Source organism: Mycobacterium sp. E1214 (assembly GCF_001666755.1).
Classification (GTDB): Bacteria; Actinomycetota; Actinomycetes; order Mycobacteriales; family Mycobacteriaceae; genus Mycobacterium.
This window is the reverse complement of the sequence record NZ_LZJC01000140.1, coordinates 69189-90558: the sequence shown is the minus strand read 5'-3', so window position 1 is coordinate 90558 and position 21370 is coordinate 69189. Positions and strand designations below refer to the sequence as shown.

Below are 21370 nucleotides of genomic sequence, written 5' to 3'. Positions count from 1 at the left end.
GTGTCTCGGGATCGGCGCCGCCCGGCCGCACGCGATCGGGCCGCTCCCATCGATGGCTTTTGCGCCGACGTGCTTAGCCGTAGCCTGGTGTGAAGCGGATCACATCGAGGAGGCCTGATGCGGATTTCGGACGTCTTGCGAAACAAGGGCGCCGCGGTGGCGACCGTCTCCCCGGACGCGACGGTCAGCGAGCTGCTCGCGGGCCTCGCCGAGCGCAACATCGGCGCCATGGTCGTGGTCGGCGCCGAGGGGGTCGTCGGCATCGCCTCGGAGCGCGACGTCGTGCGCCAACTGCACGCCCAAGGCCCCGACGTCCTGAACCGCCCGGTGTCGCACATCATGACGACCATGGTCGCGACCTGCACCAAGTCCGACACCGTCGACTCGCTGAGCGCGCTGATGACCAACAACCGGGTGCGGCACGTGCCGGTGCTCGACGGCACGGAGCTGATCGGCATCGTCAGCATCGGCGACGTCGTGAAGACCCGCATGGAGGAACTCGAGGCCGAGCAGCAACAGCTGCACTCCTACATCACGCAAGGCTGACGGCCCGACTCCTCCTCACCGCGCTCTCGTGCGGCGCATCGTCGTCGAGCGAGGCTGACGGCCCGACTCCTCCTCACCGCGCTCCCGCGCGGCGCATCGTCGTCGAGCGAGGCTGACGGCCCGACTCCTCCTCGCCGCGCGCAGGCGCGGCGCATCGTCGTCAGCGAGGCTGACGGCCCGACTCCTCCTCACCGCGCTCCCGCGCGGCGTTCAGCTCCACGAATAGTCCGCGCGCAGCCGCGCGGCCACGACGTCGAAGACCTCGCGGTCCAGGATGGCGCCCTCACGGCGAATGCCCTCCTCGGGCACGTCGAGCACCCGGTCCAGCCGGACCCAGCTCTGCCTGCCCTCGTAGTCCCACGCGCCCGCGCCGATGCCGACCCAGTCGCGCTCGCCGGCGTGGTGTTCGTGGCTGGACAGCATCAGTCCCAGCAGCACACTGCGCTCCCGGCCGACCACCAGCACCGGGCGGTCCTTGCCCTGGCTCGGGTCGTCCTCGTAGGCCACCCACGTCCACACGATCTCGCCCGGATCCGCGCGACCGTCCAGGCTCGGCGCGTAGATCAGCTTGCGCGCCCGGTGCGCGGTCGGGGAGCTGGCGCTGGTGACCGGGCGGCCCGCGGCGATCTCGGCCGCCGGCTGCGGCGTGGCGGCGGCGATGACGTTCGCGGTGATCTTCACGGCGTGCTGCAGCTCGCGCAACACCGTCTGCGAGGTTTGGACGTGCCGCGCGAGCCGCGGAGAACCACTGACGGCATTGAACACCAGGCTCTCGGCGAACCGCTGGAACGTCTTCCACTGCGATTTCCGGGCAGACGCCATACACGCAGTTTAGACGTCGGCGGCCGGGTGCCACGGCGTCCAAGTAGGTTCGCGCGGGCCTGCATGGATACCCTGGAGGCTGCCGAGTTCGGCCGCTCGAACGCCCCTACACCAGGAGATTCCCATCAGCAGTTTCGCCGACAAGACCTTCACCGCGCCGGCGCAGATTCGGAATTTCTGCATCATCGCCCACATCGATCACGGCAAGTCCACGCTGGCGGACCGGATGCTGCAGCTGACCGGCGTCGTCGACGAGCGGTCGATGCGCGCCCAATACCTCGACCGGATGGACATCGAGCGCGAGCGCGGCATCACCATCAAGGCGCAGAACGTGCGGCTGCCCTGGAAGGTCGGCGACGAACAGTTCGTGCTGCACCTGATCGACACCCCCGGGCACGTCGACTTCACCTACGAGGTGTCCCGCGCGCTGGAGGCGTGCGAGGGCGCGGTGCTGCTGGTCGACGCCGCGCAGGGCATCGAGGCGCAGACGCTGGCCAACCTGTACCTGGCGCTGGACCGCGACCTGACCATCATCCCGGTGCTGAACAAGATCGACCTGCCCGCCGCCGACCCCGACCGCTACGCCGGCGAACTGGCCCACATCATCGGCTGCGAACCCGACGACGTGCTGCGGGTGTCCGGCAAGACCGGCGAGGGGGTGGCGGCCCTGCTCGACGAGGTGGTCCGGCAGGTGCCGGCGCCCCAGGGCGACGCCGACGCGCCGACGCGGGCGATGATCTTCGACTCGGTGTATGACATCTACCGCGGCGTGGTCACCTACGTCCGGGTGGTCGACGGCAAGATCACGCCGCGCGAGCGCATCGCGATGATGTCCACCGGCGCCACCCACGAGCTGCTCGAGGTCGGCATCGTCTCGCCCGAGCCGAAGGCCAGCGACGGCCTGGGCGTGGGCGAGGTGGGCTACCTGATCACCGGCGTGAAAGACGTCCGCCAGTCCAAGGTCGGTGACACCGTGACGACGGCCCGGCACGGGGCCAAGGAGGCGCTCACCGGGTACCGCGAGCCCAAGCCGATGGTGTACTCCGGCCTGTACCCCGTCGACGGGTCCGACTACCCGAACCTGCGCGACGCCCTGGACAAGCTGCAGCTCAACGACGCCGCCCTCACCTACGAACCGGAGACCTCGGTCGCGCTGGGTTTCGGCTTCCGCTGCGGGTTTCTCGGCCTGCTGCACATGGAGATCACCCGCGAGCGGCTCGAGCGCGAGTTCGACCTGGACCTGATCTCCACGTCGCCGAACGTGGTGTACCGGGTGATCAAGGACGACGGCACCGAGATCCGGGTCACCAACCCGTCCGACTGGCCCGAAGGCAAGATCGGCACGGTCTTCGAGCCGGTCGTCAAGACGACCATCATCGCGCCCAGCGAGTTCATCGGCACCATCATGGAGCTGTGCCAGGCGCGTCGCGGCGAGTTGGGCGGCATGGACTACCTGTCGCCGGAGCGGGTCGAGCTGCGCTACACGCTGCCGCTGGGCGAGATCATCTTCGACTTCTTCGACTCCCTGAAGTCGCGTACCCGGGGCTACGCCAGCCTGGACTACGAGGAGGCCGGCGAGCAGGAGGCGTCGCTGGTCAAGGTCGACATCCTGTTGCAGGGCGAGCCGGTCGACGCGTTCAGCGCGATCGTGCACAAGGACGGCGCGGCGGCCTACGGCAACAAGATGACCACCAAGCTCAAGGAGCTGATTCCGCGCCAGCAATTCGAGGTGCCGGTGCAGGCCGCGATCGGATCGAAAATCATTGCGCGCGAGAACATTCGGGCGATCCGCAAGGACGTGCTGTCCAAGTGCTACGGCGGCGACATCACCCGCAAGCGCAAACTGCTCGAGAAGCAAAAAGAGGGCAAGAAGCGGATGAAGACCATTGGCCGGGTGGACGTCCCGCAGGAGGCCTTCGTCGCGGCGCTGTCCGCCGACGCCGCGGGGGACAAGGGCAAGAAGTGATCAACCGCCGCTGCGCCGTCGTGGTGTTGACGGTGCTGCTGGCGACTGGCTGCGCGAAGACCGTCGACGGCGCGGCCCGGCCCGCGTCGAATCCCACACCAACGCACGACAAGCAGCTGCTCCTCGACGGCGAGACGCTGGGCAATCTGCTGGCTCAGCCGTTCAAAAAACATCCGACGTGGGGGCCGCACCACGGCGGGCGGGAGAAGTTGGGCACCAACCAGGACAACGCGACGCCCGCCCAGTGCATCGGGGTGGCGTTCGCGTCGGCGGCCATCGCCTACGCGTCCGTACCGGTGCTGGAGGTCGAGACCGTCATGTGGGCGGCCCCGTATCAACCCGTCAGGGTCGATGACGTCCAAGAGGGGGTGGTGTCGCTTCCCACCCCGCAAGACGCCGCCGCCGCGTTCGCGAAGTTCGCCGCGCAATGGCAGGCGTGCGACGGCACCACCGTGACGTCGGAGTACGTCAAGCCCCACGGCGTGCGCGCCATATCCGATGTCCGCGTGGCTGATTCGGTGGTCGCGGCAAGCGTCCTGGGATCGTCCGGTCCTCAGGCCGTCGACTACCCGCAACCGGTTGCGCGTGCCCTCGGCGTCCGGGGCAACCATCTCGTGGAGGTTGCGGTGGAGTTCATCGGTAACGGCGACCCCGCGAACCAGGGCAATGCCGACATGAAAACCAGCGGAATCCAGATCGCGCACGCCATCATGGACAGGTTGGCGGTGAGCTGATGCAACCCGACGTGCTGGCGAGGGGGAGACGATGCGCGTGGTGAAGACGGTGGCGGCGCTGGCGGTGGTCGCCGCGTCGGCGGTGGGTTGTGGGGTGGCGGTGAGCGGCACGGCGGTACCGGCCCCGAACCTGAAACCGCGGCCGCTGTTCGGCGCGACGGTTCAGCGGGTCCTGCTCGACAACGTCGACCTGTCGCGACTCTTCGCACAGACCTTCGTCACCCGGGAGGGCGTCGACGTCGGCGGACCGGACAAGCTGTACGACGTCCTGCGGTCGCAGGACGGGTGCCTGGGCGTGACGGCGATGCTGCAGAAGAGCGTCTACCAGTCCGCGGATGTCCGGGACCTCGCGGCCGAGGAGTGGTGGAACAACGGCGATCCGGCGCAGGTGGTCGGCGTGATGGAGGGCGTGGTGACGCTGCCGTCGGCCGCGCAGGCGCAGCAGATGTTCGCGCAGTTCTCCCAGCAGTGGCAGCGGTGCAACGGCATGACGACGTCCGAGCAGAGCGGTCCGGTCAACACGACCAACGCCATCAGCGACGTCCGCCTCGCCGATCCGTCCGTCATCGCGGCAACCAAGCTCGCCTCGTCGGTCATACCCAATCTCCCGCCGCTGCGGCCCTCGCCGGAGGCGCGGGCGCTGGGCGTCCGGTCGAACTGCCTGGTCGACGTCGAGGTCGTCTTCTTCAACGGTCGGCGACCCTCCGACCCGGGGACGGCCGACCTCTCTACCAGCGCCGTCGAGGTCGCGCACGCGATGATGGACAAGGTCACAGCGCTGGGCTGAGCGGGAATGATCGCGGTGGGGGCGCAGTTGCGCTGTACAGCAACCGAATCCTTCGACGAAGGGCGATCCCACACCAGCGCTGTCGGATCGCGGACCCGACGACCAGAGTCAGCGCGCTGGGCTGGCGCGCAGCTGACCGGCAGCTGAAACATCGCTGACGAGGCGCTGTGTTGTGCGTGGCCGACGACGGCCGTCGTGGTAGTCACCCTAGACTGCCTCGTGATCCCGGCGTCGGACAGGCGCCGCGGAAGACAAGGGCGAGAAGTGTGATGACTCGGATGGATTGGTCCCGGCGCGCGGCGATGGTGGCGGCCGTCGCCGCGCTGGCGACGGGCTGCTCGGCGACGGTCGGGGGCGTGGCCCGCCCAGCGCCGGACGCGGTGCCGCGCTGGCTCACCGGGCACACGATCAAAAGAGTGCTGCTCGGCCAGAGCGCCCTGTCCCGAATCGTCAAGCAGCCGTTAGACATCGACCCGCTTTTCCCGCCCAGCTTCGGAGGGCCGGAGCTGTTGCAGGGCGCACCGTCGGGCCAGGTCCCGGACTGCTTCGGTGTGGCGGTGATGCTGCAGCAGAGCGCCTACCGCCCCGGTTCGGTGCGCAACGTCGCGCTCGAAACGTGGCGTCCCACAACGGAGTCGGCGACGGTGACCAGGGTCAAGGAAGGCGTGGTCAGCCTGCCCACGTCCGCCGACGCCAACGCGTTGTTCACCACGTTTTCCCGGCAGTGGCAGGCCTGCGAAGGCGAGACGCTGCCGGCCGGTGGCCGCGGCTTCGGGCTCCGGGTGCGCGTGAGCAACGTGCAGGTCACCAGTTCTGTTGCCAGCGCCGCTCTTTCGATGGAGCTCAACGTGCCGCTGCCGAACGCTCCCGCGATCCCGGCGGCGCGCGCCATCGGAGTCCGCGGCAACTGCCTCATCGAAGTGGAGGTCGACTTCGCGCGGGAGCCGCAGTCACCGGACGTGACCAGCGACATCAACGGCAGCGCCCTCGACATCGCCCAGGTGATGCGGGATAAGGTCAGCGCTTTAAGCTGACGCTCGTCACACCGGCGCGTTGGCGGGCTGGAACGCGCCCGAGCCGTCGGCCTCCTCCTCGGCGCGGATCACGTGCACGACGGCGTTGATCAACGCCAGGTGGGTGAACGCCTGCGGGAAGTTGCCCAACTGCCGTCCCGTGCGCGGTTCGATCTCCTCGGCGTACAGGTGCAGCGGGCTGGCATAGGACAACAGCCGCTCGCACAGCCGCTTGGCCCGCCCGACCTCGCCGATCTCCACCAGTGCCGAGACCAGCCAGAACGAACAGATGGTGAAGGTGCCCTCCTCGCCGGACAGCCCGTCGTCGGTCTCCTCGACCCGGTAGCGCAGCACCAGGCCCTCCTGCGTGAGCTCGTCGGCGATCGCCAGCACGGTGTTGCGCACCCGCGGGTCGTCCGGCGGCAGGAACCTGGTGAGCACCACGAGCAGTAGCGAGGCGTCGAGCGCGTCGCTGCCGTAGCGCTGGGTGAACACGCCGCGCGAGTCCGCGCCGTGACGCAGGATGTCGTCCTTGATCTCCTCGGCAATGTCGCGCCACTGCTGCGCGTAGCTCTTCTCGCCCTGCCGCTCGGCCAGCTTGGCCCCGCGGTCCAGCGCCACCCAGCACATCACCTTCGACGACGTGAAGTGCTGCGGTTCGCCGCGGACCTCCCAGATGCCGCGGTCCGGTTCGCGCCAGTGCTTGATGGCCTCCTCGACCTGTTTCTTCAGCACCGGCCACAACGTCTCGGGCACCTGCTCGCGCGACTTGGCGTGCAAATAGAAGGAGTCCAGGATCGAGCCCCAGATGTCGTGCTGCACCTGGTCGTACGCGCCGTTGCCGATCCGCACCGGCCGGGCGTGGTCGTAGCCGGAAAGGTGGTTGAGCTCCTCTTCGACCAGGCTGCGCTCGCCACCCACGCCGTACATCACCTGAAGCGGGTGGCGCTCGTTGCTGTTGGCGCCGGACACGTCGGCGATGAAGGCGAAGAAGTCGTCGGCCTCGCGGTCCAGCCCCAGCGTGTAGAGGCCCCACAGCGCGAACGTGGAGTCGCGCACCCAGGCGTAGCGGTAGTCCCAATTGCGTTCACCCTGAGGCGTTTCCGGCAGCGACGTGGTGCTGGCCGCCAGCAGCGCGCCGGTGGGCGAATAGGTCAGGCCCTTGAGCGTCAACGCGCTGCGCTGCAGGTAGGCCCGCCACGGGTGATCCGGGAAATTGCCGATGTTGATCCACTGCCGCCAGCACTCGGTGGTCTGCCACATCTTGTCGGCGGCCTCTTGATAGGTCTGGGGCGCCGGATGCTTGGTCCAGGAGAGGGCGACGAAGACGTCGTCGCCCTCCTTCATTCGGGTGCGCGCCCGCGCCTCCCGGCCCTCCAGGCCGATGTTGAGGTTGGTGGTCAGCCGCATCGTCGGGTGCGCGTCGGGATGCTTGGTGGCGCGGGCGATGGCCTCGTTGTAGGCGTTGGCCGAGTACTCCCAGGTGGTGCCGACGCGGTGGTAGTCGAACGCCGGCTCGCAGCTCATCATCAGCTCGACGGTGCCGCTGACGCAGCGCACCGTGCGCAGCAGGATGTGTTCGGCGTCCCAGTCCATCGGCGTGCGGCGATGCGTGCGGGAGCGGCGCTCGATGTCGTGCCACGGCCCCATCACCAGCGCGTCGCGCACGATCAACCAGCCGGTATGGGTCTGCCAGGTGGTCTCCATGATCAGGCTGCCGGGCAGGTAGCGGCGGGCCGAGGGCACCGAGACGCCGTACGGGCCCAGTCGGAAGTGGCCGGCGCTGCGGTCCAGGATCGAGCCGAACACGCTGGGGGAATCCGGCCGCGGCACGCACAGCCACTCCACCGATCCGGCCGGCGAGATCAGGCAGGTGTTCTCCCAGTCGGACAGAAACGAGTAGTCGGCGATCGGGGGAAAGGGATTCCGCAGTCCGGCGCTGGGGGCCAGAGGGCCGGGCGCGGTGACGGCCACCGGGGAGGACAGCGGGGGGGCCGACGCCGCTTCGAACGCCTCCTCGGGGAGGGTGTCGGCGGGGTCGTCGGGCTGAGCGTGCAGAACCATCAGGACATTTTCACTGCTGAGCGGGCCGGCGTCCATGCATTGCGCCACGCGGCGGTGCCCGGGGCGGGTGCCGCCGCGTGCACCGGCAACGAAAGCCCTTTTCGAGCGGGTTGGGGCGCCGCGGGCCTCGGCACGTTGGTTTTCCACAGCGAGGGCGCCTAGTGTGAACCCCGATGAACGCCTTCCTGAATTGGTGGGACGGCAACGAACTGTGGCTTTCCGGGCTCGCGTTCGTGCTGCAGGCCATGGTGGTGATGCCCGTGGTGCTGTTCGTGGCCTACCTCACGGCCGCGGCCCTCGACGGCCTGCTCGGCCGGGGCATCAGGGCGATGCGCCGGGCCCGCCACGCCGACGTGACACCCGGTTAACGCGATGCCCCGGTCACACGTGACGTTGGTGCTCGTCGCGCTCGTGGTGTTGGTGCTCGTCACGTGGTGGGCCACCCACTGACGGCTTCGCCCGCTCGGTGGCGCGGTTACATAGCTGTTAGGCTTCGCGCATGCACAGGGCGTCCGGCTCATCGGCTTGCCGTCTGCTCGTGCACTGTTGTCGCTGACTCCCCGGCCCGCGCGCGGCCAGGTGTGGAGTCGGTGAGTTCGCCGGCCATGCCCGATGCCTTGCCGCCGCAGCGATGGGAGCCGCATCCCTTTCAATCCAGCGTCGGAAGGCCCCACATGCTCAACGACTCCGGCAGCGCCCAGCGCTGGCGGGCCGTCGTCGCGCTCGCCCTGATCGTCGGCGTCGTCGCTGCCTGCCACGGTGGCGCCAGCGACGTCGTGGGCGGCGGCGGCCCGACGAATGCGCGCGCGAGCATCACCCTGGTCGCCTATTCGGTCCCGGAACCCGGGTGGAGCAAGGTGATCCCGGCGTTCAACGCCTCCGACGAGGGCCGGGGCATCCAGGTGGTCACGTCCTACGGCGCCTCCGGCGACCAGTCGCGCGGCGTCCAGGACGGCAAACCCGCCGACGTCGTAAACTTCTCGGTCGAACCCGACATCGCGCGCCTGGTCAAGGCCGGCAAGATCTCCAAGGATTGGAATGCCGACGCCACCAAGGGAATTCCGTTCGGATCGGTGGTGAGCTTGGTGGTCCGCAAGGGCAACCCGAAGAACATCAAGGACTGGGACGACCTGCTGCGTCCGGGCGTGGAGGTCATCACGCCGAGCCCGCTGAGTTCCGGCTCGGCGAAGTGGAACCTGCTGGCGCCGTACGCCGTGAAGAGCGAGGGCGGCGCCAACAGTCAGGCCGGCGTCGACTTCATCGGCAAGCTGGTGCGCGAGCACATCAAGCTGCGTCCCGGCTCCGGGCGGGAAGCCACCGACGTATTCGTCCAGGGCAGCGGGGACGTGTTGATCAGCTACGAGAACGAGGCCATCGCGACCGAGCGGGCGGGCAAGGCGGTCGAACATGTGAACCCGGCGCAGACGTTCAAGATCGAAAATCCGGTGGCGGTGGTGACCACCAGCCCGCACCTGGACGCGGCCGTCGCGTTCAAGAATTTCCAGTACACCGCCGCGGCGCAGCGGGTGTGGGCGCAGGCGGGTTTCCGGCCGGTGGATCCGTCGGTCGCCGCCGACTTCCGCGCCCAATACCCGGCGCCCGCCAAGTTGTGGACCATCGCCGACCTCGGCGGCTGGGCGACTGTCGACCCGCAGCTGTTCGACAAGACCAACGGCAGCATCACCAAGATCTACACGAAGGCCACCGGATGACGGCCGCGGTCACACCCGATCCGCAGGCGGTGCGGCCCGGCCTCGGCGTGCCCACCGGCGCCGGCGGCCGGCCGGCGGCCCGGCGCCGCTCCGGCACCACCTCGCTGCGGGTGGGCGTGGCGACGCTGTGGCTATCGGTCATCGTGCTGCTGCCGCTCACCGCCATCGCCTGGCAGTCGGCCGCCGGCGGCGCGCACGCCTTCTGGCTCGCGGTGACGTCCAACGCGGCGCTGGAGTCGTTGCGGGTGACGCTGACCATCTCGGCCGGGGTCACCCTGGTCAACCTGGTCTTCGGCCTGCTGATCGCGTGGATCTTGGTGCGCGACGACTTCTTCGGCAAGCGGTTGGTCGACGCCATCATCGACCTGCCGTTCGCGCTGCCCACCATCGTCGCCAGCCTGGTGATGCTGGCGCTGTACGGCAACAACAGTCCCGTGGGGCTGCATCTGCAGCACACCGCGTGGGGCGTGGCGGTGGCACTGGCCTTCGTGACGCTGCCGTTCGTGGTGCGCGCGGTGCAGCCGGTGTTGCTCGAGATCGACCGGGAGACAGAGGAAGCCGCGGCGTCGCTGGGCGCCAGCGGCCCCAAGATCTTCACCTCGATCGTGCTGCCGTCGCTGACGCCCGCGCTGTTGTCCGGTGCGGGCCTGGCGTTTTCCCGCGCGATCGGCGAGTTCGGCTCTGTGGTGCTGATCGGCGGAGCGGTGCCCGGCAAAACCGAGGTGTCCTCGCAGTGGATCCGCACCCTGATCGAGAACGACGACCGCACCGGCGCTGCCGCCATTTCGATTGTGCTGCTGTCCATTTCGTTTGTCGTGTTGTTCGCGCTGCGGGTGGTGGGCGGGCGCGCCGCCAAGCGTGAGGAGTTGGCCGCGTGACGTCCTCGCCGTGGGTGCGATACCTGCTCCGGTCCGTCGGGTTGACGTACCTGTTCGTGTTGCTCGTCGTGCCGGTGTCGCTGATCCTGTGGCGGACGTTTCGGCCCGGGTTCGGCCAGTTCGTCGACTGGGTCAGCACGCCGGCGGCGATCTCGGCGCTGAACCTGACCCTGCTGGTGGTCGCCATCGTCGTGCCGCTGAACGTGGTGTTCGGCATCCCGACCGCCTTGGTGCTGGCGCGCAACCGGTTTCGCGGCAAGGGCGTGCTGCAGGCGGTGATCGACCTGCCGTTCGCGGTCTCGCCCGTCATCGTGGGCGTGGCGCTGATCGTGTTGTGGGGATCGGCGGGCGCGCTGGGGTTCGTCGAGAAGGACCTCGGTCTCAAGATCATCTTCGGCCTGCCGGGCATCGTCCTCGCCAGCATCTTCGTCACGCTGCCGTTCGTGGTGCGCGAGGTCGAGCCCGTGCTGCACGAGTTGGGAACCGACCAGGAGGAGGCGGCCGCGACGCTCGGGTCGGGGTGGTGGCAGACCTTCTGGCGGATCACGCTGCCGTCGATCCGGTGGGGCCTGACCTACGGCATCGTGCTGACCATCGCCCGTACGCTGGGCGAGTACGGCGCGGTGATCATCGTGTCGTCGAACCTGCCGGGGAAGTCGCAGACGTTGACACTGCTGGTCTCGGACCGGTACAACCGCGGGGCGGAGTACGGCGCCTATGCGCTGTCGACGCTGTTGATGGGGGTGGCCGTGTTGGTGCTGGTCTTCCAGGTGATCCTTGACATTCGCAGGGCCAGAGCGGCTCGATAGGTTGGACATGAAAGACGTCCTCATGACCGAAGCCGGCCCGCACGCCCGCGGTGACCACGCGATCGTCGTGCGCGATGCCTACAAGCGTTACGGCGACTTCGTCGCCCTCGATCACGTGGACTTCGCCGTGCCAACCGGTTCGCTGACCGCCCTGCTGGGGCCCAGCGGCTCCGGCAAGTCGACGTTGCTGCGCACCATCGCCGGCCTCGACCAGCCCGACAGCGGGACCGTCACCATCAACGACCGCGACGTCACCCGCGTGCCGCCGCAGCGGCGCGGGATCGGGTTCGTCTTCCAGCACTACGCCGCGTTCAAACACTTGACGGTCCGCGGCAACGTGGCCTACGGGCTCAAGATTCGCAAGCGGCCGAAGGCCGAAATCGAAGAGAAGGTCGACAACCTGCTGGAAGTGGTGGGCCTGAGCGGCTTTCAGACCCGCTACCCCAACCAGCTGTCCGGCGGGCAGCGCCAGCGGATGGCCCTGGCCCGCGCGCTGGCGGTGGACCCGGAGGTGTTGCTGCTCGACGAGCCGTTCGGCGCGCTGGACGCCAAGGTGCGCGAGGATTTGCGCGCCTGGCTGCGGCGGCTGCACGACGAGGTGCACGTGACGACGGTGCTGGTGACGCACGACCAGGCCGAGGCGCTCGATGTCGCAGACCGCATCGCGGTGCTCAACCAGGGCCGCATCGAGCAGGTCGGCTCGCCGACCGAGGTGTACGACGCCCCGGCCAACGCGTTCGTCATGTCGTTCCTGGGGGCGGTCTCCACGCTGAACGGCAACCTGGTGCGCCCGCACGACATCCGTGTGGGCCGCACCCCGGAGATGGCCGTCGCGGCGGCCGACGGCACGGGGGAGTCCGCGGGCGTCGCCCGCGCCGTCGTCGATCGCGTCGTGGTGCTGGGCTTCGAGGTGCGCGTCGAACTGACCAGCGCCGCCACCGGCGGGTCGTTCACGGCCCAGATCACCCGGGGCGACGCTGAGGCGCTGAGCCTGCGGGAGGGCGACACCGTCTTCGTGCGGGCGACGCGGGTGCCGCCGCTCGCGGTGAACGGATCCGATTCCGCCTCCGGCGCCGGCCGCGACACGAGCACGCTGACCTCGGCCTAGCTCAAGGTATTTGGTCTTGCCGTCTTAGCACCTCGCCGGGCGTGGAATTGGCGGCGCATCTGCGGATGACAGATTTTCAGCGTTCCGGCCTCACTCGCCCGCGAGCTATGGTGCTCGACCCACCGACCAGACTCCGCTAGCGCCGGCGCTAGCTGATTACACAACGCGCGCATCCAAGAGTGCGGCGCGCTGGCCGCTCGCTGACGCGGTGTCAGGCGTGCAGCCCGCACTCCGTCTTCGCCAAGCCTTGCCAGCGGCCGCTGCGGGCATCGGCCCCCGCGAGCGGCTTCACCGTGCACGGAGCGCACCCGATCGATGAATACCCCTCCTCGATCAGAGGATTCACCAGCACACCGTTGTCGTCGATGTAGTCCTGCACGTCCGCGTCGGTCCAGGTGGCTAAGGGGTTGATCTTCACCAGCTTGAACCCCTCGTCGAAACCGACCACCGGGGCGTTGGCCCGCGTCGGCGCCTCCGAGCGGCGCAAACCCGTGACCCACGCCGAATAGCCGCGCAGCGCCTTGCGCAGCGGGGTGACCTTGCGAAGCTGGCAGCAGGCCCCGGGGTCACGCGCGAACAGGTCCTTGCCCATCAGCGCGTCCTGCTCGGCGACGCTTTGCTCGGCGGTGACGTTGAGCACGTGGATGTCGTAAACGGATTCGACCGCGTCACGGGTGCCGATGGTCTCGGCGAAGTGATATCCGGTGTCCAAGAACACGACCGGCACGCCCGGGCGGACCTTGGCGGCCAGGTCGATCAGCACGGCCTCTTGCATGCTGGACGCCACCACATAGTTGCAGGTGGCCCAGCCGCGGGGGCCGTTGAAGCCGCCGAAGGTCCGGTCGGTCCACGCCAAAATATCTGTGGCGCTTGCGCCCTCGAGCTCGACCGCCGCCCGCGCCGCGATCTCGCGCAGCCTGGCTTCGGGTAGTTTCGTTGCCTGATCATTCATCGTAAATCGTCCTCATTCGCCCTCATGGCCCACTGGGCGAAACGCTCACCGGCGCTGCGATATTTCATGAAGTTGCGCGTGACACGTTCGATGTAGTCGCCCATCTCCTCGCTGGTGACCTTGTGCTGCCGCAATTTTCGGCCGAACCCGCTGTCCAGGCCCAGGCTGCCGCCGAGGTGGACCTGGAATCCCTCCACGGAACCGCCCTCACCGTCGTCGACCATCTGGCCTTTGAAGCCGATGTCGGCGATCTGGATGCGCGCACACGAATTCGGACAACCGTTGATGTTGACGGTGATCGGGACGTCCAGCTGGGAGTTGAGATCCTCGAGTCGGCTCTCCAGCTCGGGGACCAAACTCTGCGCCCTGACCCGTGTTTCGGCGAACGACAACTTGCAGAACTCAATTCCCGTGCAGGCCATCAAGTTACGCCGCCACTGCGAGGGTCGAGCTTGCAGGCCCACGTCCTCCAACCCGACGAGCAGGTCGTCGAGCTTGTCGTCCGGCACGTCGAGGATGACCAGCTTCTGGTACGGCGTGAAGCGGACCCGATCGGAACCGGCGCGCTCGGCCAGGTCCGCGACCGCCGTCAAGATGGTGCCCGAAACGCGGCCCGCGATCGGTGCGACGCCGACGGCGTTCAGCCCGTTCTTGAGCCGTTGCACCCCGACATGATCGATCGGGTGCTTGAGCGGTTCGGGCGCCGGACCGTCGATCAACGGCCGCTTGAGGTACTCGGTCTCGAGAACCTGCCGGAACTTCTCGATGCCCCAGTCCTTGATCAAGAACTTCAGCCGCGCCTTGGCCCGCAGGCGGCGGTAGCCGTAGTCACGGAAGATCGAAGTGACCGCCGCCCACACCTCGGGAACCTCGTGCAGCGGCACCCAGGCCCCGACGCGCTGGCCCAGCATCGGATTGGTGGACAGGCCACCGCCGACCCACAGATCCAGCCCGGGACCGTGCTCGGGATGGTTGACGCCGATGAAGGCGATGTCGTTGACCTCGTGCACCACGTCTTGCAGACCGGAGATCGCGGTCTTGTACTTGCGCGGCAGGTCGGCGAACTCCGGCGTGCCGATGTAGCGCCGCACGATCTCGTCGATCGCCCACGTCGGGTCCAACACCTCGTCCAGCGACTCGCCGGCCAGCGGCGAGCCGAGAATCACGCGCGGGCAGTCGCCACACGCCTCGGCGGTCTGCAACCCGACGGCGTCGAGGCGGCGCCAGATCTCGGGAACCTTCTCCACCTCGATCCAGTGGTACTGGATGTTTTCGCGGTCGGAGATGTCCGCGGTGTCGCGGGCGAATTCAATGGAGATCTGGCCCAACGTGCGCAGCGCGGCGGTCGAGAGGGCGCCGCCGTCGCACCGGACCCGCATCATGAAGTAGCGGGCCTCGATCTTGTCGGTGTTCTCGTCGCCCGTCCACGAGCCGTCGTACCCCTGCTCGCGCTGGGTGTACAGCCCCCACCAGCGGAATCGGCCACGCAGGTCGCTCTTGTCGATGCTGTCGAAGCCGTTCTTGGCGTAGACGTTCTCGATGCGCTCGCGCACCTCCAGCGGGGCGCCGGCCTGCTTCATCTCTTCGTTGGGGTTCAGCGGCTCGCGATTCCCCAGTGCCCACTGGCCCTCGTTACGGGCTTTCGCGGGACGGGCTGTGGTCATCGGAGGTTCTCCTTTTGCGAACATCTCCAACCCGGGCAGCGCAGTTCACCGACACCGTCAGGTGACGCAGAACCGTCGGCCAGCTGGAGACACAGATGGGCTGGGTCTACGACATCAAGGCAGACAGATACAGCTGCAGACGCGCTTGAGATCAATGTGCCGCCGCGCCACTAACGCAACGCGCGGGCGAGGTAGGGCGACAGGCACCAGACCATTGTGCCACGCTCCCGGATGAGCCATTTCAGCAGGGCAAATCTGGCCTCAAGGTGATTTAAATTACTTCGCAAAATTGGTAGATCAGGCCAACTTTGCGGGAAATAGGGCGTCCCGCCGGATTTGCTGGACGGCGACGGACGGTGCCGGGTGGCCCGGCGTGGGATCATTTGGCATGACCCTTCGCGAGCAATCGGTCGTCCTGCCCGAGCTGCAGGCCACCGACGGGCGCCCGTTCGGTCTGTACGTCCACGTGCCGTTCTGCATCACCCGGTGCGGATACTGCGATTTCAACACCTACACGCCGGCCGAACTGGGCGGCGTGAACCCCGACGCCTGGCTGGACGCGCTGCGGATCGAGCTGTCGCTGGCGGCCGCGCGCCTCGGCGGACCCACGGTGGACACCGTCTTCGTCGGTGGCGGCACCCCGTCGCTGCTGGGTCCCGCCCGCGTGACCCGGCTGCTGGACATGGTGCGCGACCATTTCACACTGGCGCCCGACGCCGAGATCACGACCGAGGCCAACCCCGAGTCCGCCTGGCCGGATTTCTTCGACGCCACCCGTGCGGCCGGCTTCACGCGGATCTCGCTGGGGATGCAGTCGGTGGCGCCGCGGGTGCTGGGCGTGCTCGATCGCATCCACACCCCGAATCGGTCCGCCGCGGCCGCCCGCGAGGCGTTGGCGGCCGGCTTCGAGCACGTCAGCCTGGACCTGATCTACGGGACGCCGGGGGAGACCGACGACGACCTGCTGCGCTCGGTCGATACGGCGATCGAGACCGGCGTGGACCACGTGTCCGCCTACGCCCTGGTCGTCGAGGAGGGCACCGCGTTGGCCCGGCGCGTCCGGCGCGGGGAAGTGGCGGCACCGGACGACGACGTGTTGGCCCACCGCTACGAGCTGCTCGATACGCGGCTGTCCGATGCCGGGCTCACCTGGTATGAGGTGTCCAACTGGTCGCGGCCGGGCGGTGCGTGCCGCCACAACCTCGGCTACTGGGACGGCGGCCAGTGGTGGGGTGCGGGGCCGGGCGCGCACGGCTACGTGGGCGCGACACGCTGGTGGAATGTCAAGCATCCCAACGCCTACGCCGAGAAGCTCACCGCCGCTGAGCTTCCCGTCGCGGGTTTCGAGGAACTCGACGCCGAAGCGCTGCACACCGAGGACGTGCTACTCAAAACCCGCCTGCGCCAAGGTCTTCCGTTGACCTCGCTGAGCGACGCCGAACGCGAACGCGCCGAAGTCGCGGTGCGGGACGGGCTTTTGTCGCCCGGCGACGGCAGGCTGGTGCTGACGCCCCGGGGGCGGCTGCTGGCCGACGCGGTCGTGCGGATGCTGCTGGACTGACCGTGCCGTCAGACGCCGAATAGGCGTTCGAAGATGCGGGCGATCTCGATGTAGAGCGGAATCCCGATCGTCACGTTGTAGGAGAATGTCAAGCCCAGCGACGCGGCCAACGGCAGCGTCGGGCTGGCCTCGGGAATCGCGAGGCGCTGGACCGCCGGAACGGCGATGTAGGAGGCCGCGCCGCACAGGACCGCGAACAGCACGTAGGTGCCGGTCTTGAAGTCGGTGTGCGTCAGCGAGGCGTAACTGCACGCCACCACGATGCCCAGCGTCGCAAAGACATTGGGCGCCACCAAGCCGAACACGATGAAGCCCAAGCCCGCCGACCGGAGGTCCTTGAGCTTGCGCGACGCCGTCATGCCCATCTCGAGCAGGAACAGGCACAGCACGCCCTGGAATGCCATGACGAAGAATTTGTCGTCGTCGGCCACGACCTTCTGCCCCTGCAGGCCGCTGACGAGGCCGATGACGATGCCGCCGATGAGCAGCACCAGCCCGGGATTGAGGAATACCTCCTGGAACAGCTCCCGCGAAAACAGAGACCCCTTCTTGCCTTTCGGCGCCGGCGGGGCGGGCTCCCAATCCGGGTGCTCGAGCTTCTCCAGGGAGAACTCCAACTCTTGTTCGACGCCGCGCGTGGTCTCCGCCTCGAGGCTCTGGCCGTGCGGGGGTTGGGCCGCGGTTCCCGGGCCGACGCTGACCTTGGCCGGCGCGGTGTAGCCGGGCTCGTCGGGCATGTAGCCCGCCGCGTCCAGCCCCCGATGACGCAGTCGCGCAACGAAATAGAGCGCCACGAGGCAGCCCGGGATCTCCATGACCGCCAGCATCACGGGCATGTAGGCGTTGAAGGCGATGTTGACGGCGGCCAGGACGGCCACGCAGGTGGCGAACGTTCCCGCCGAATCCGACCCGTAGTAGCCGGCGATCGTCGCTCGGTCGACCTTGCGCAGCGATTTGAGGCGGCTCAGCCCGAAGTAGGCCAGCCCGCCGATCGCGCAGTTCAGCGCGAACCCCAGCGCCATGAAACCGACGATGACAGCCACGCTGGAAGCGTTGATCTTCGCGAGTTCCTCACCGCCGTGCCAACCGATGGCCAGCAGCAGATACATCGTCAGGCCCTGGTAGATGACGTACGGGAATTCGAACCGCACCTTAAGGACCGGGATCAAAAAGCCGAAGTAGAAAAACAGCAGCAGCGGCTTGAAGAGGTTATGGGTGAAGTTCTGCCAGAACTCGTGCAGCATCGTTGCCTCCCTAGTGTTCCGCGGCGATCAGGGAAGCACCGTCCGCAAGCCGGAGCAACAACGAACATCCCGACGACCGGCACAAAATTTAGCCCTGCCGCAGTCAATCCGCCACTCGAAATGCACAACCCGTGTGGACGTGTCGAGACGGGCAAAAGTGCTGGTTACGGGCGTGTTAACCGGTCCAGGTCAGCCGGCTGCTGGAGGTACGTCACAATGGAGAATGGTGTGAGGTTGCTGTGCAAACGCTGTGGGCGAGGGCGGTGACTCAGCGATTAGACGAAATCAGCGAGGGCCGAACCCCGGCACCCTTTTTTCGGTGCGTCACCGACGCCCAGGCGGACGGCGAGTAATGCGTGGTGATTTCTTCGAAACCGTCGACTCGAGAAACCGAAAGGACGCCGGTCTGCTGATTGATTTCGAGTTCGTCGCCCTCACTCGCCTGAATTTCCTCGCCATTGAAAAGCCGGATCACGAACATCGGGTTCCTCTCAAGCCGAGACCGGGGCGTGGCGGGCGGCCACGACGGCGAGCAACGCCCGGGGGTGTACGCAGGGGCTCACCGACGCCACTCCTTTCCCGGAGCATGTCCGGCCGTCGTGCATGCGTCGCGCCCGACAACGGGTTCGCCAGATAGGTGCCCATCCTAAGGACAACCGGTTACGAAAGCGGCGTGCGGCGCTGCCACGAGGTGAACGGCTGGGAAACGTTTGGGGATGGCGCCGGCCGGGCGAGCCCCGGACTGGCCGGTGATCACCTCTGTGGGTGGCCGGTTGAACAGGGCGGATAGGCTGCCCGGGGCGTCAGCGCGCGGCTCGCGCGCCGACCCACCGCGCGAGTCGGCGCTTTAACTCCACACGAGTTTTAGCTGAATGACGGCGGCCCGGGCGCGGGGCGGTCGGAGCGGGTTGCACACTTTTACATAGGTTAGGCTACATTTACTAACCGTGACCGAGGTGAGCGTCGAGACAAGTCCTGCCGGCTCCGCGTCACCGTCGATCCCGCTTCCCCCGCACGTCGATCCGGCGGATCTCGCGGCCCAGCTGGCCGTGAGCCTGCCCGAACGGGCCGGCGACGAGTACCTGCTCTACGAGCAGGGCGGCGAATGGGTGCTGGCCAGCGGCGTGCGGGCGATGATCGAGCTGGACAGCGACGAGCTTCGGATCCTGCGCGACGGCGTCACGCAGCGCCAGTCGTGGTCCGGGCGGCCCGGCCCGGTCCTCGGTGAGGCCACCGACAGACTGCTGCTGGAAACCCAACAGCTGTTCGGCTGGATCGCCTTCGAATTCGGCGTGTATCGCTACGGTCTGCAGCATCGGCTGGCGCCGCGCACCCCGCTGGCCCGCCTGTTCTGGCCCGAAACCCGCATCGTGGTGACCCGCGAGGCGATCCGGTTCGTCGACGCGACGGACGCCCACCGCGACGCCGTCGTGAAACTGCTGCGCGACGGAGTGCCGCAACTGGGCGAGGCGCGCCCGGTCGACGTGCACGCCGACCCCTCCGGATACCGCGACCGCGTCGCGGCCGCCGTCAAGGAGATCGCCGCGGGTGCGTATCACAAGGTGATCCTCTCGCGCAGCGTCGAAGTGCCGTTCCCGCTGGACTTTCCGTCGACCTATCGGCTGGCGCGACGGCACAACACGCCCGTGCGGTCCTTTCTGTTGCGGCTGGCCGGAATGCGCGCGGTCGGTTACAGCCCCGAGCTGGTGGCGGCCGTCGGCCACGACGGGACGGTGGTCACCGAACCGCTGGCGGGCACCCGCGCGCTGGGCCGCGGCGAAATCCGCGACCGGCAGGCCCGCGACGAGCTCGAATCGAATTCCAAAGAGATTGTGGAGCATGCCATTTCGGTGCGAAGCTCGCTGCAGGAGATGACCGAGATCGCCGAGCCGGGCACCGCGGTGGTCACCGACTTCATGACGGTGCGCGAACGCGGCAGCGTGCAGCACCTTGGCTCCACGGTCAGCGGGCGGCTGGATTCGGCCAACGACAGGATGGACGCGCTGGAGGCGTTGTTCCCCGCCGTCACCGCCTCGGGCATTCCGAAAGCCGGCGGCGTCGACGCGATCCTGCGCCTCGACGAGGGGCCGCGCGGCCTGTATTCGGGTGCCGTCGTGATGATTTCGGCCAACGGTGGTCTGGACGCCGCGCTGACGCTGCGCGCCGCCTACGAAAGCAACGGCGAAACGTGGTTGCGCGCCGGCGCCGGCATCATCGAAGAGTCCACGCCGGAACGCGAATTTGAGGAAACCTGCGAGAAGCTGTCCACGCTGGCGCCCTATCTGATTCCCCGCCTCTAGGGGTTGTGGGTCACCACGTTGCGGATGGGGTGGCCAACGTCTTGTGCGCCTACCTCCACCCGGCGGCCGTGTGATGGGAAAGGCCCCGACGGGACTTTTGGCCCTAGCTGCGGTTTTCGGCAGCGTGCCATCTTGGTGTAACCGCGTGACACAGATACTGCGCGCGGCCGCACGAGGTAGCTGGGAGGGCGCCGTGACCAAGGATCTGACGAATTTGCAGCTGCTGCACGAACTCGAACCGGTGGTCGAGGCGCTGCTCAATCGCCACCTGTCCATGTTCAAGGAATGGAGCCCGCACGACTACGTCCCGTGGTCGGATGGGAAGAACTTCTACGCGCTCGGCGGCCAGGATTGGGAGCCCGGCCAGAGCCGGCTGCCCGACGTGGCACAGGTGGCGATGGTCCAGAACCTGCTGACCGAGGACAATCTGCCGTCCTATCACCGCGAGATCGCGATGAACTTCAGCACGGACGGCCCGTGGGGTCAGTGGATCAACCGCTGGACGGCCGAAGAGGCGCGGCACAGCACGGCGCTGCGCGACTACCTGGTCGTCACGCGGGCAGTGGACCCGGTGGAGCTCGAGAAGCTCCGCATGGAGCAGATGACCCGGGGCTTCAGCCCGGGCCAGAACAGCCAGGGGGACATGTTTGCCGAGAGCCTGTTCGACTCGGTCATGTACGTCTCGTTTCAGGAACTGGCGACCCGCGTCTCGCACCGCAACACCGGCAAGCTCAGCGAGGACAGCATCGCCGAGCAGCTGATGGCCCGCGTGTCACACGACGAAAACCTGCACATGCTGTTCTACCGTGACGTCAGCGCGGCGGGCCTGGACATCGCCCCTAACCAGGCGATGCGGTCGGTGCATCGGATCCTGCGCAACTTCAAGATGCCCGGCTTCACCGTCCCGGAGTTTCGGCGCAAGGCGGTGATCATCGCCGTCGGCGGCGTCTACGACCCGCGCATGCATCTCGACGAGGTGGTCATGCCGGTGCTCAAGAAGTGGCGGGTGTTCGAGCGCGAAGACTTCACCGGCGAGGCCGCGTGGATGCGAGATGACCTGGCGCTGTTGCTCAAAGAGCTCGAGGACAGCTGCGAGAAGTTCGAGGAGTCCAAGCAGCGCTACCTCGCGCGCGAGGCGCGCCGGGCGGAGAAGATCACCGCCAGCAAGGTGCTCAGGACCGCGGGGACACTGACGCTGAGCCGGCACTGA

20 protein-coding genes are annotated in these 21370 nt (G+C 67.8%); 13 read left to right on the top strand and 7 right to left on the bottom strand.

The genetic code is table 11. The features are described from left to right. Nucleotides 1-117 precede the first annotated feature (117 nt). Complete coding sequence (locus A5700_RS19785; RefSeq protein ID WP_068068474.1) at nt 118-546, top strand: CBS domain-containing protein; 429 nt, start codon at nt 118-120, stop codon at nt 544-546. Nucleotides 547-756: 210 nt separating this feature from the next. Here A5700_RS19785 and A5700_RS19780 read toward each other — a convergent pair whose 3' ends face one another. After that, nucleotides 757-1368: a type II toxin-antitoxin system PemK/MazF family toxin gene (locus A5700_RS19780; RefSeq protein ID WP_068068477.1), complete on the bottom strand. Its 612-nt coding sequence runs from the start codon at nt 1366-1368 to the stop codon at nt 757-759. 67 nt (nt 1369-1435) lie between these two features. On the opposite strand from A5700_RS19780, the gene lepA reads away from it, so the two are divergent. The 4 genes from lepA (at nt 1436) to A5700_RS19760 (ending at nt 5889) form a co-directional block, all read left to right on the top strand. Beyond that, on the top strand, nt 1436-3334 hold the full coding sequence (gene lepA, locus A5700_RS19775) for a translation elongation factor 4 (RefSeq protein WP_068282625.1): 1899 nt from the start codon (nt 1436-1438) through the stop codon (nt 3332-3334). Beyond that, nucleotides 3331-4068 (top strand): sensor domain-containing protein, encoded by a 738-nt coding sequence (locus A5700_RS19770; RefSeq protein ID WP_068068483.1) that lies wholly within the window; start codon nt 3331-3333, stop codon nt 4066-4068. The genes lepA and A5700_RS19770 overlap by 4 nt, the downstream gene beginning before the upstream one ends. A 31-nt stretch (nt 4069-4099) precedes the next feature. Continuing rightward, nucleotides 4100-4855: a sensor domain-containing protein gene (locus A5700_RS19765; protein WP_068068486.1), complete on the top strand. Its 756-nt coding sequence runs from the start codon at nt 4100-4102 to the stop codon at nt 4853-4855. Between the two features lie 278 nt (nt 4856-5133). Continuing rightward, complete coding sequence (locus A5700_RS19760) at nt 5134-5889, top strand: sensor domain-containing protein (protein WP_068068489.1); 756 nt, start codon at nt 5134-5136, stop codon at nt 5887-5889. Between the two features lie 6 nt (nt 5890-5895). Here the strand turns inward: A5700_RS19760 and A5700_RS19755 are convergent, their stop codons facing one another. Beyond that, a complete protein-coding gene (locus tag A5700_RS19755) occupies nt 5896-7932 on the bottom strand; it encodes a glycoside hydrolase family 15 protein (RefSeq protein ID WP_068068546.1) in 2037 nt (678 codons plus the stop codon). 173 nt (nt 7933-8105) lie between these two features. Between A5700_RS19755 and A5700_RS19750 the strand changes: the two genes are divergently transcribed. From A5700_RS19750 to A5700_RS19730, 5 genes are all read left to right on the top strand, one after another. Continuing rightward, nucleotides 8106-8300: a hypothetical protein gene (locus tag A5700_RS19750; RefSeq protein WP_068068492.1), complete on the top strand. Its 195-nt coding sequence runs from the start codon at nt 8106-8108 to the stop codon at nt 8298-8300. 306 nt (nt 8301-8606) lie between these two features. Continuing rightward, complete coding sequence (locus A5700_RS19745) at nt 8607-9644, top strand: sulfate ABC transporter substrate-binding protein (RefSeq protein WP_068068497.1); 1038 nt, start codon at nt 8607-8609, stop codon at nt 9642-9644. Beyond that, complete coding sequence (gene cysT, locus A5700_RS19740) at nt 9641-10522, top strand: sulfate ABC transporter permease subunit CysT (protein ID WP_068068500.1); 882 nt, start codon at nt 9641-9643, stop codon at nt 10520-10522. The genes A5700_RS19745 and cysT overlap by 4 nt, the downstream gene beginning before the upstream one ends. Next, complete coding sequence (gene cysW / locus A5700_RS19735; RefSeq protein ID WP_068068503.1) at nt 10519-11331, top strand: sulfate ABC transporter permease subunit CysW; 813 nt, start codon at nt 10519-10521, stop codon at nt 11329-11331. Before cysT ends, cysW begins: the two co-directional genes overlap by 4 nt. Before the next feature lie 22 nt (nt 11332-11353). After that, complete coding sequence (locus A5700_RS19730) at nt 11354-12439, top strand: sulfate/molybdate ABC transporter ATP-binding protein (RefSeq protein WP_068068548.1); 1086 nt, start codon at nt 11354-11356, stop codon at nt 12437-12439. Between the two features lie 211 nt (nt 12440-12650). Here A5700_RS19730 and A5700_RS19725 read toward each other — a convergent pair whose 3' ends face one another. From A5700_RS19725 to A5700_RS27460, 3 genes are all read right to left on the bottom strand, one after another. Then, on the bottom strand, nt 12651-13391 hold the full coding sequence (locus A5700_RS19725) for a phosphoadenylyl-sulfate reductase (RefSeq protein ID WP_068068506.1): 741 nt from the start codon (nt 13389-13391) through the stop codon (nt 12651-12653). Next, nucleotides 13388-15055: a nitrite/sulfite reductase gene (locus A5700_RS19720; protein WP_068068508.1), complete on the bottom strand. Its 1668-nt coding sequence runs from the start codon at nt 15053-15055 to the stop codon at nt 13388-13390. Before A5700_RS19720 ends, A5700_RS19725 begins: the two co-directional genes overlap by 4 nt. A gap of 114 nt (nt 15056-15169) precedes the next feature. Then, on the bottom strand, nt 15170-15295 hold the full coding sequence (locus A5700_RS27460; protein ID WP_369828290.1) for an Ms4527A family Cys-rich leader peptide: 126 nt from the start codon (nt 15293-15295) through the stop codon (nt 15170-15172). Between the two features lie 148 nt (nt 15296-15443). On the opposite strand from A5700_RS27460, the gene hemW reads away from it, so the two are divergent. Further along, on the top strand, nt 15444-16616 hold the full coding sequence (gene hemW, locus A5700_RS19715) for a radical SAM family heme chaperone HemW (RefSeq protein ID WP_068068510.1): 1173 nt from the start codon (nt 15444-15446) through the stop codon (nt 16614-16616). 8 nt (nt 16617-16624) lie between these two features. On the opposite strand, the gene A5700_RS19710 is transcribed toward hemW, so the two are convergent. Together A5700_RS19710 and A5700_RS19705 are read right to left on the bottom strand one after the other, a co-directional pair. Then, a complete protein-coding gene (locus A5700_RS19710; RefSeq protein ID WP_068068513.1) occupies nt 16625-17860 on the bottom strand; it encodes a sodium-dependent bicarbonate transport family permease in 1236 nt (411 codons plus the stop codon). Nucleotides 17861-18128: 268 nt separating this feature from the next. Beyond that, a complete protein-coding gene (locus A5700_RS19705) occupies nt 18129-18341 on the bottom strand; it encodes a hypothetical protein (RefSeq protein ID WP_068068516.1) in 213 nt (70 codons plus the stop codon). Nucleotides 18342-18807: 466 nt separating this feature from the next. Between A5700_RS19705 and A5700_RS19700 the strand changes: the two genes are divergently transcribed. Then, nucleotides 18808-20160: a salicylate synthase gene (locus A5700_RS19700; RefSeq protein WP_068068519.1), complete on the top strand. Its 1353-nt coding sequence runs from the start codon at nt 18808-18810 to the stop codon at nt 20158-20160. 193 nt (nt 20161-20353) lie between these two features. After that, nucleotides 20354-21370, top strand: coding sequence for an acyl-ACP desaturase (locus tag A5700_RS19695; RefSeq protein ID WP_068068522.1), 1017 nt, complete (start codon nt 20354-20356; stop codon nt 21368-21370).

Coding starts and splice junctions, on each gene's coding strand:
- A5700_RS19785 (WP_068068474.1), top strand. CDS start 118: ATGCGGATTTCGGACGTCTTGCGAAACAAGGGCGCCGCGGTGGCGACC.
- A5700_RS19780 (WP_068068477.1), bottom strand. CDS start 1,368: ATGGCGTCTGCCCGGAAATCGCAGTGGAAGACGTTCCAGCGGTTCGCC.
- A5700_RS19765 (WP_068068486.1), top strand. CDS start 4,100: ATGCGCGTGGTGAAGACGGTGGCGGCGCTGGCGGTGGTCGCCGCGTCG.
- A5700_RS19760 (WP_068068489.1), top strand. CDS start 5,134: ATGGATTGGTCCCGGCGCGCGGCGATGGTGGCGGCCGTCGCCGCGCTG.
- A5700_RS19755 (WP_068068546.1), bottom strand. CDS start 7,932: ATGGTTCTGCACGCTCAGCCCGACGACCCCGCCGACACCCTCCCCGAG.
- A5700_RS19750 (WP_068068492.1), top strand. CDS start 8,106: ATGAACGCCTTCCTGAATTGGTGGGACGGCAACGAACTGTGGCTTTCC.
- A5700_RS19745 (WP_068068497.1), top strand. CDS start 8,607: ATGCTCAACGACTCCGGCAGCGCCCAGCGCTGGCGGGCCGTCGTCGCG.
- cysT (WP_068068500.1), top strand. CDS start 9,641: ATGACGGCCGCGGTCACACCCGATCCGCAGGCGGTGCGGCCCGGCCTC.
- A5700_RS19730 (WP_068068548.1), top strand. CDS start 11,354: ATGACCGAAGCCGGCCCGCACGCCCGCGGTGACCACGCGATCGTCGTG.
- A5700_RS19725 (WP_068068506.1), bottom strand. CDS start 13,391: ATGAATGATCAGGCAACGAAACTACCCGAAGCCAGGCTGCGCGAGATC.
- A5700_RS19720 (WP_068068508.1), bottom strand. CDS start 15,055: ATGACCACAGCCCGTCCCGCGAAAGCCCGTAACGAGGGCCAGTGGGCA.
- A5700_RS27460 (WP_369828290.1), bottom strand. CDS start 15,295: ATGGCTCATCCGGGAGCGTGGCACAATGGTCTGGTGCCTGTCGCCCTA.
- hemW (WP_068068510.1), top strand. CDS start 15,444: ATGACCCTTCGCGAGCAATCGGTCGTCCTGCCCGAGCTGCAGGCCACC.
- A5700_RS19710 (WP_068068513.1), bottom strand. CDS start 17,860: ATGCTGCACGAGTTCTGGCAGAACTTCACCCATAACCTCTTCAAGCCG.
- A5700_RS19705 (WP_068068516.1), bottom strand. CDS start 18,341: ATGTTCGTGATCCGGCTTTTCAATGGCGAGGAAATTCAGGCGAGTGAG.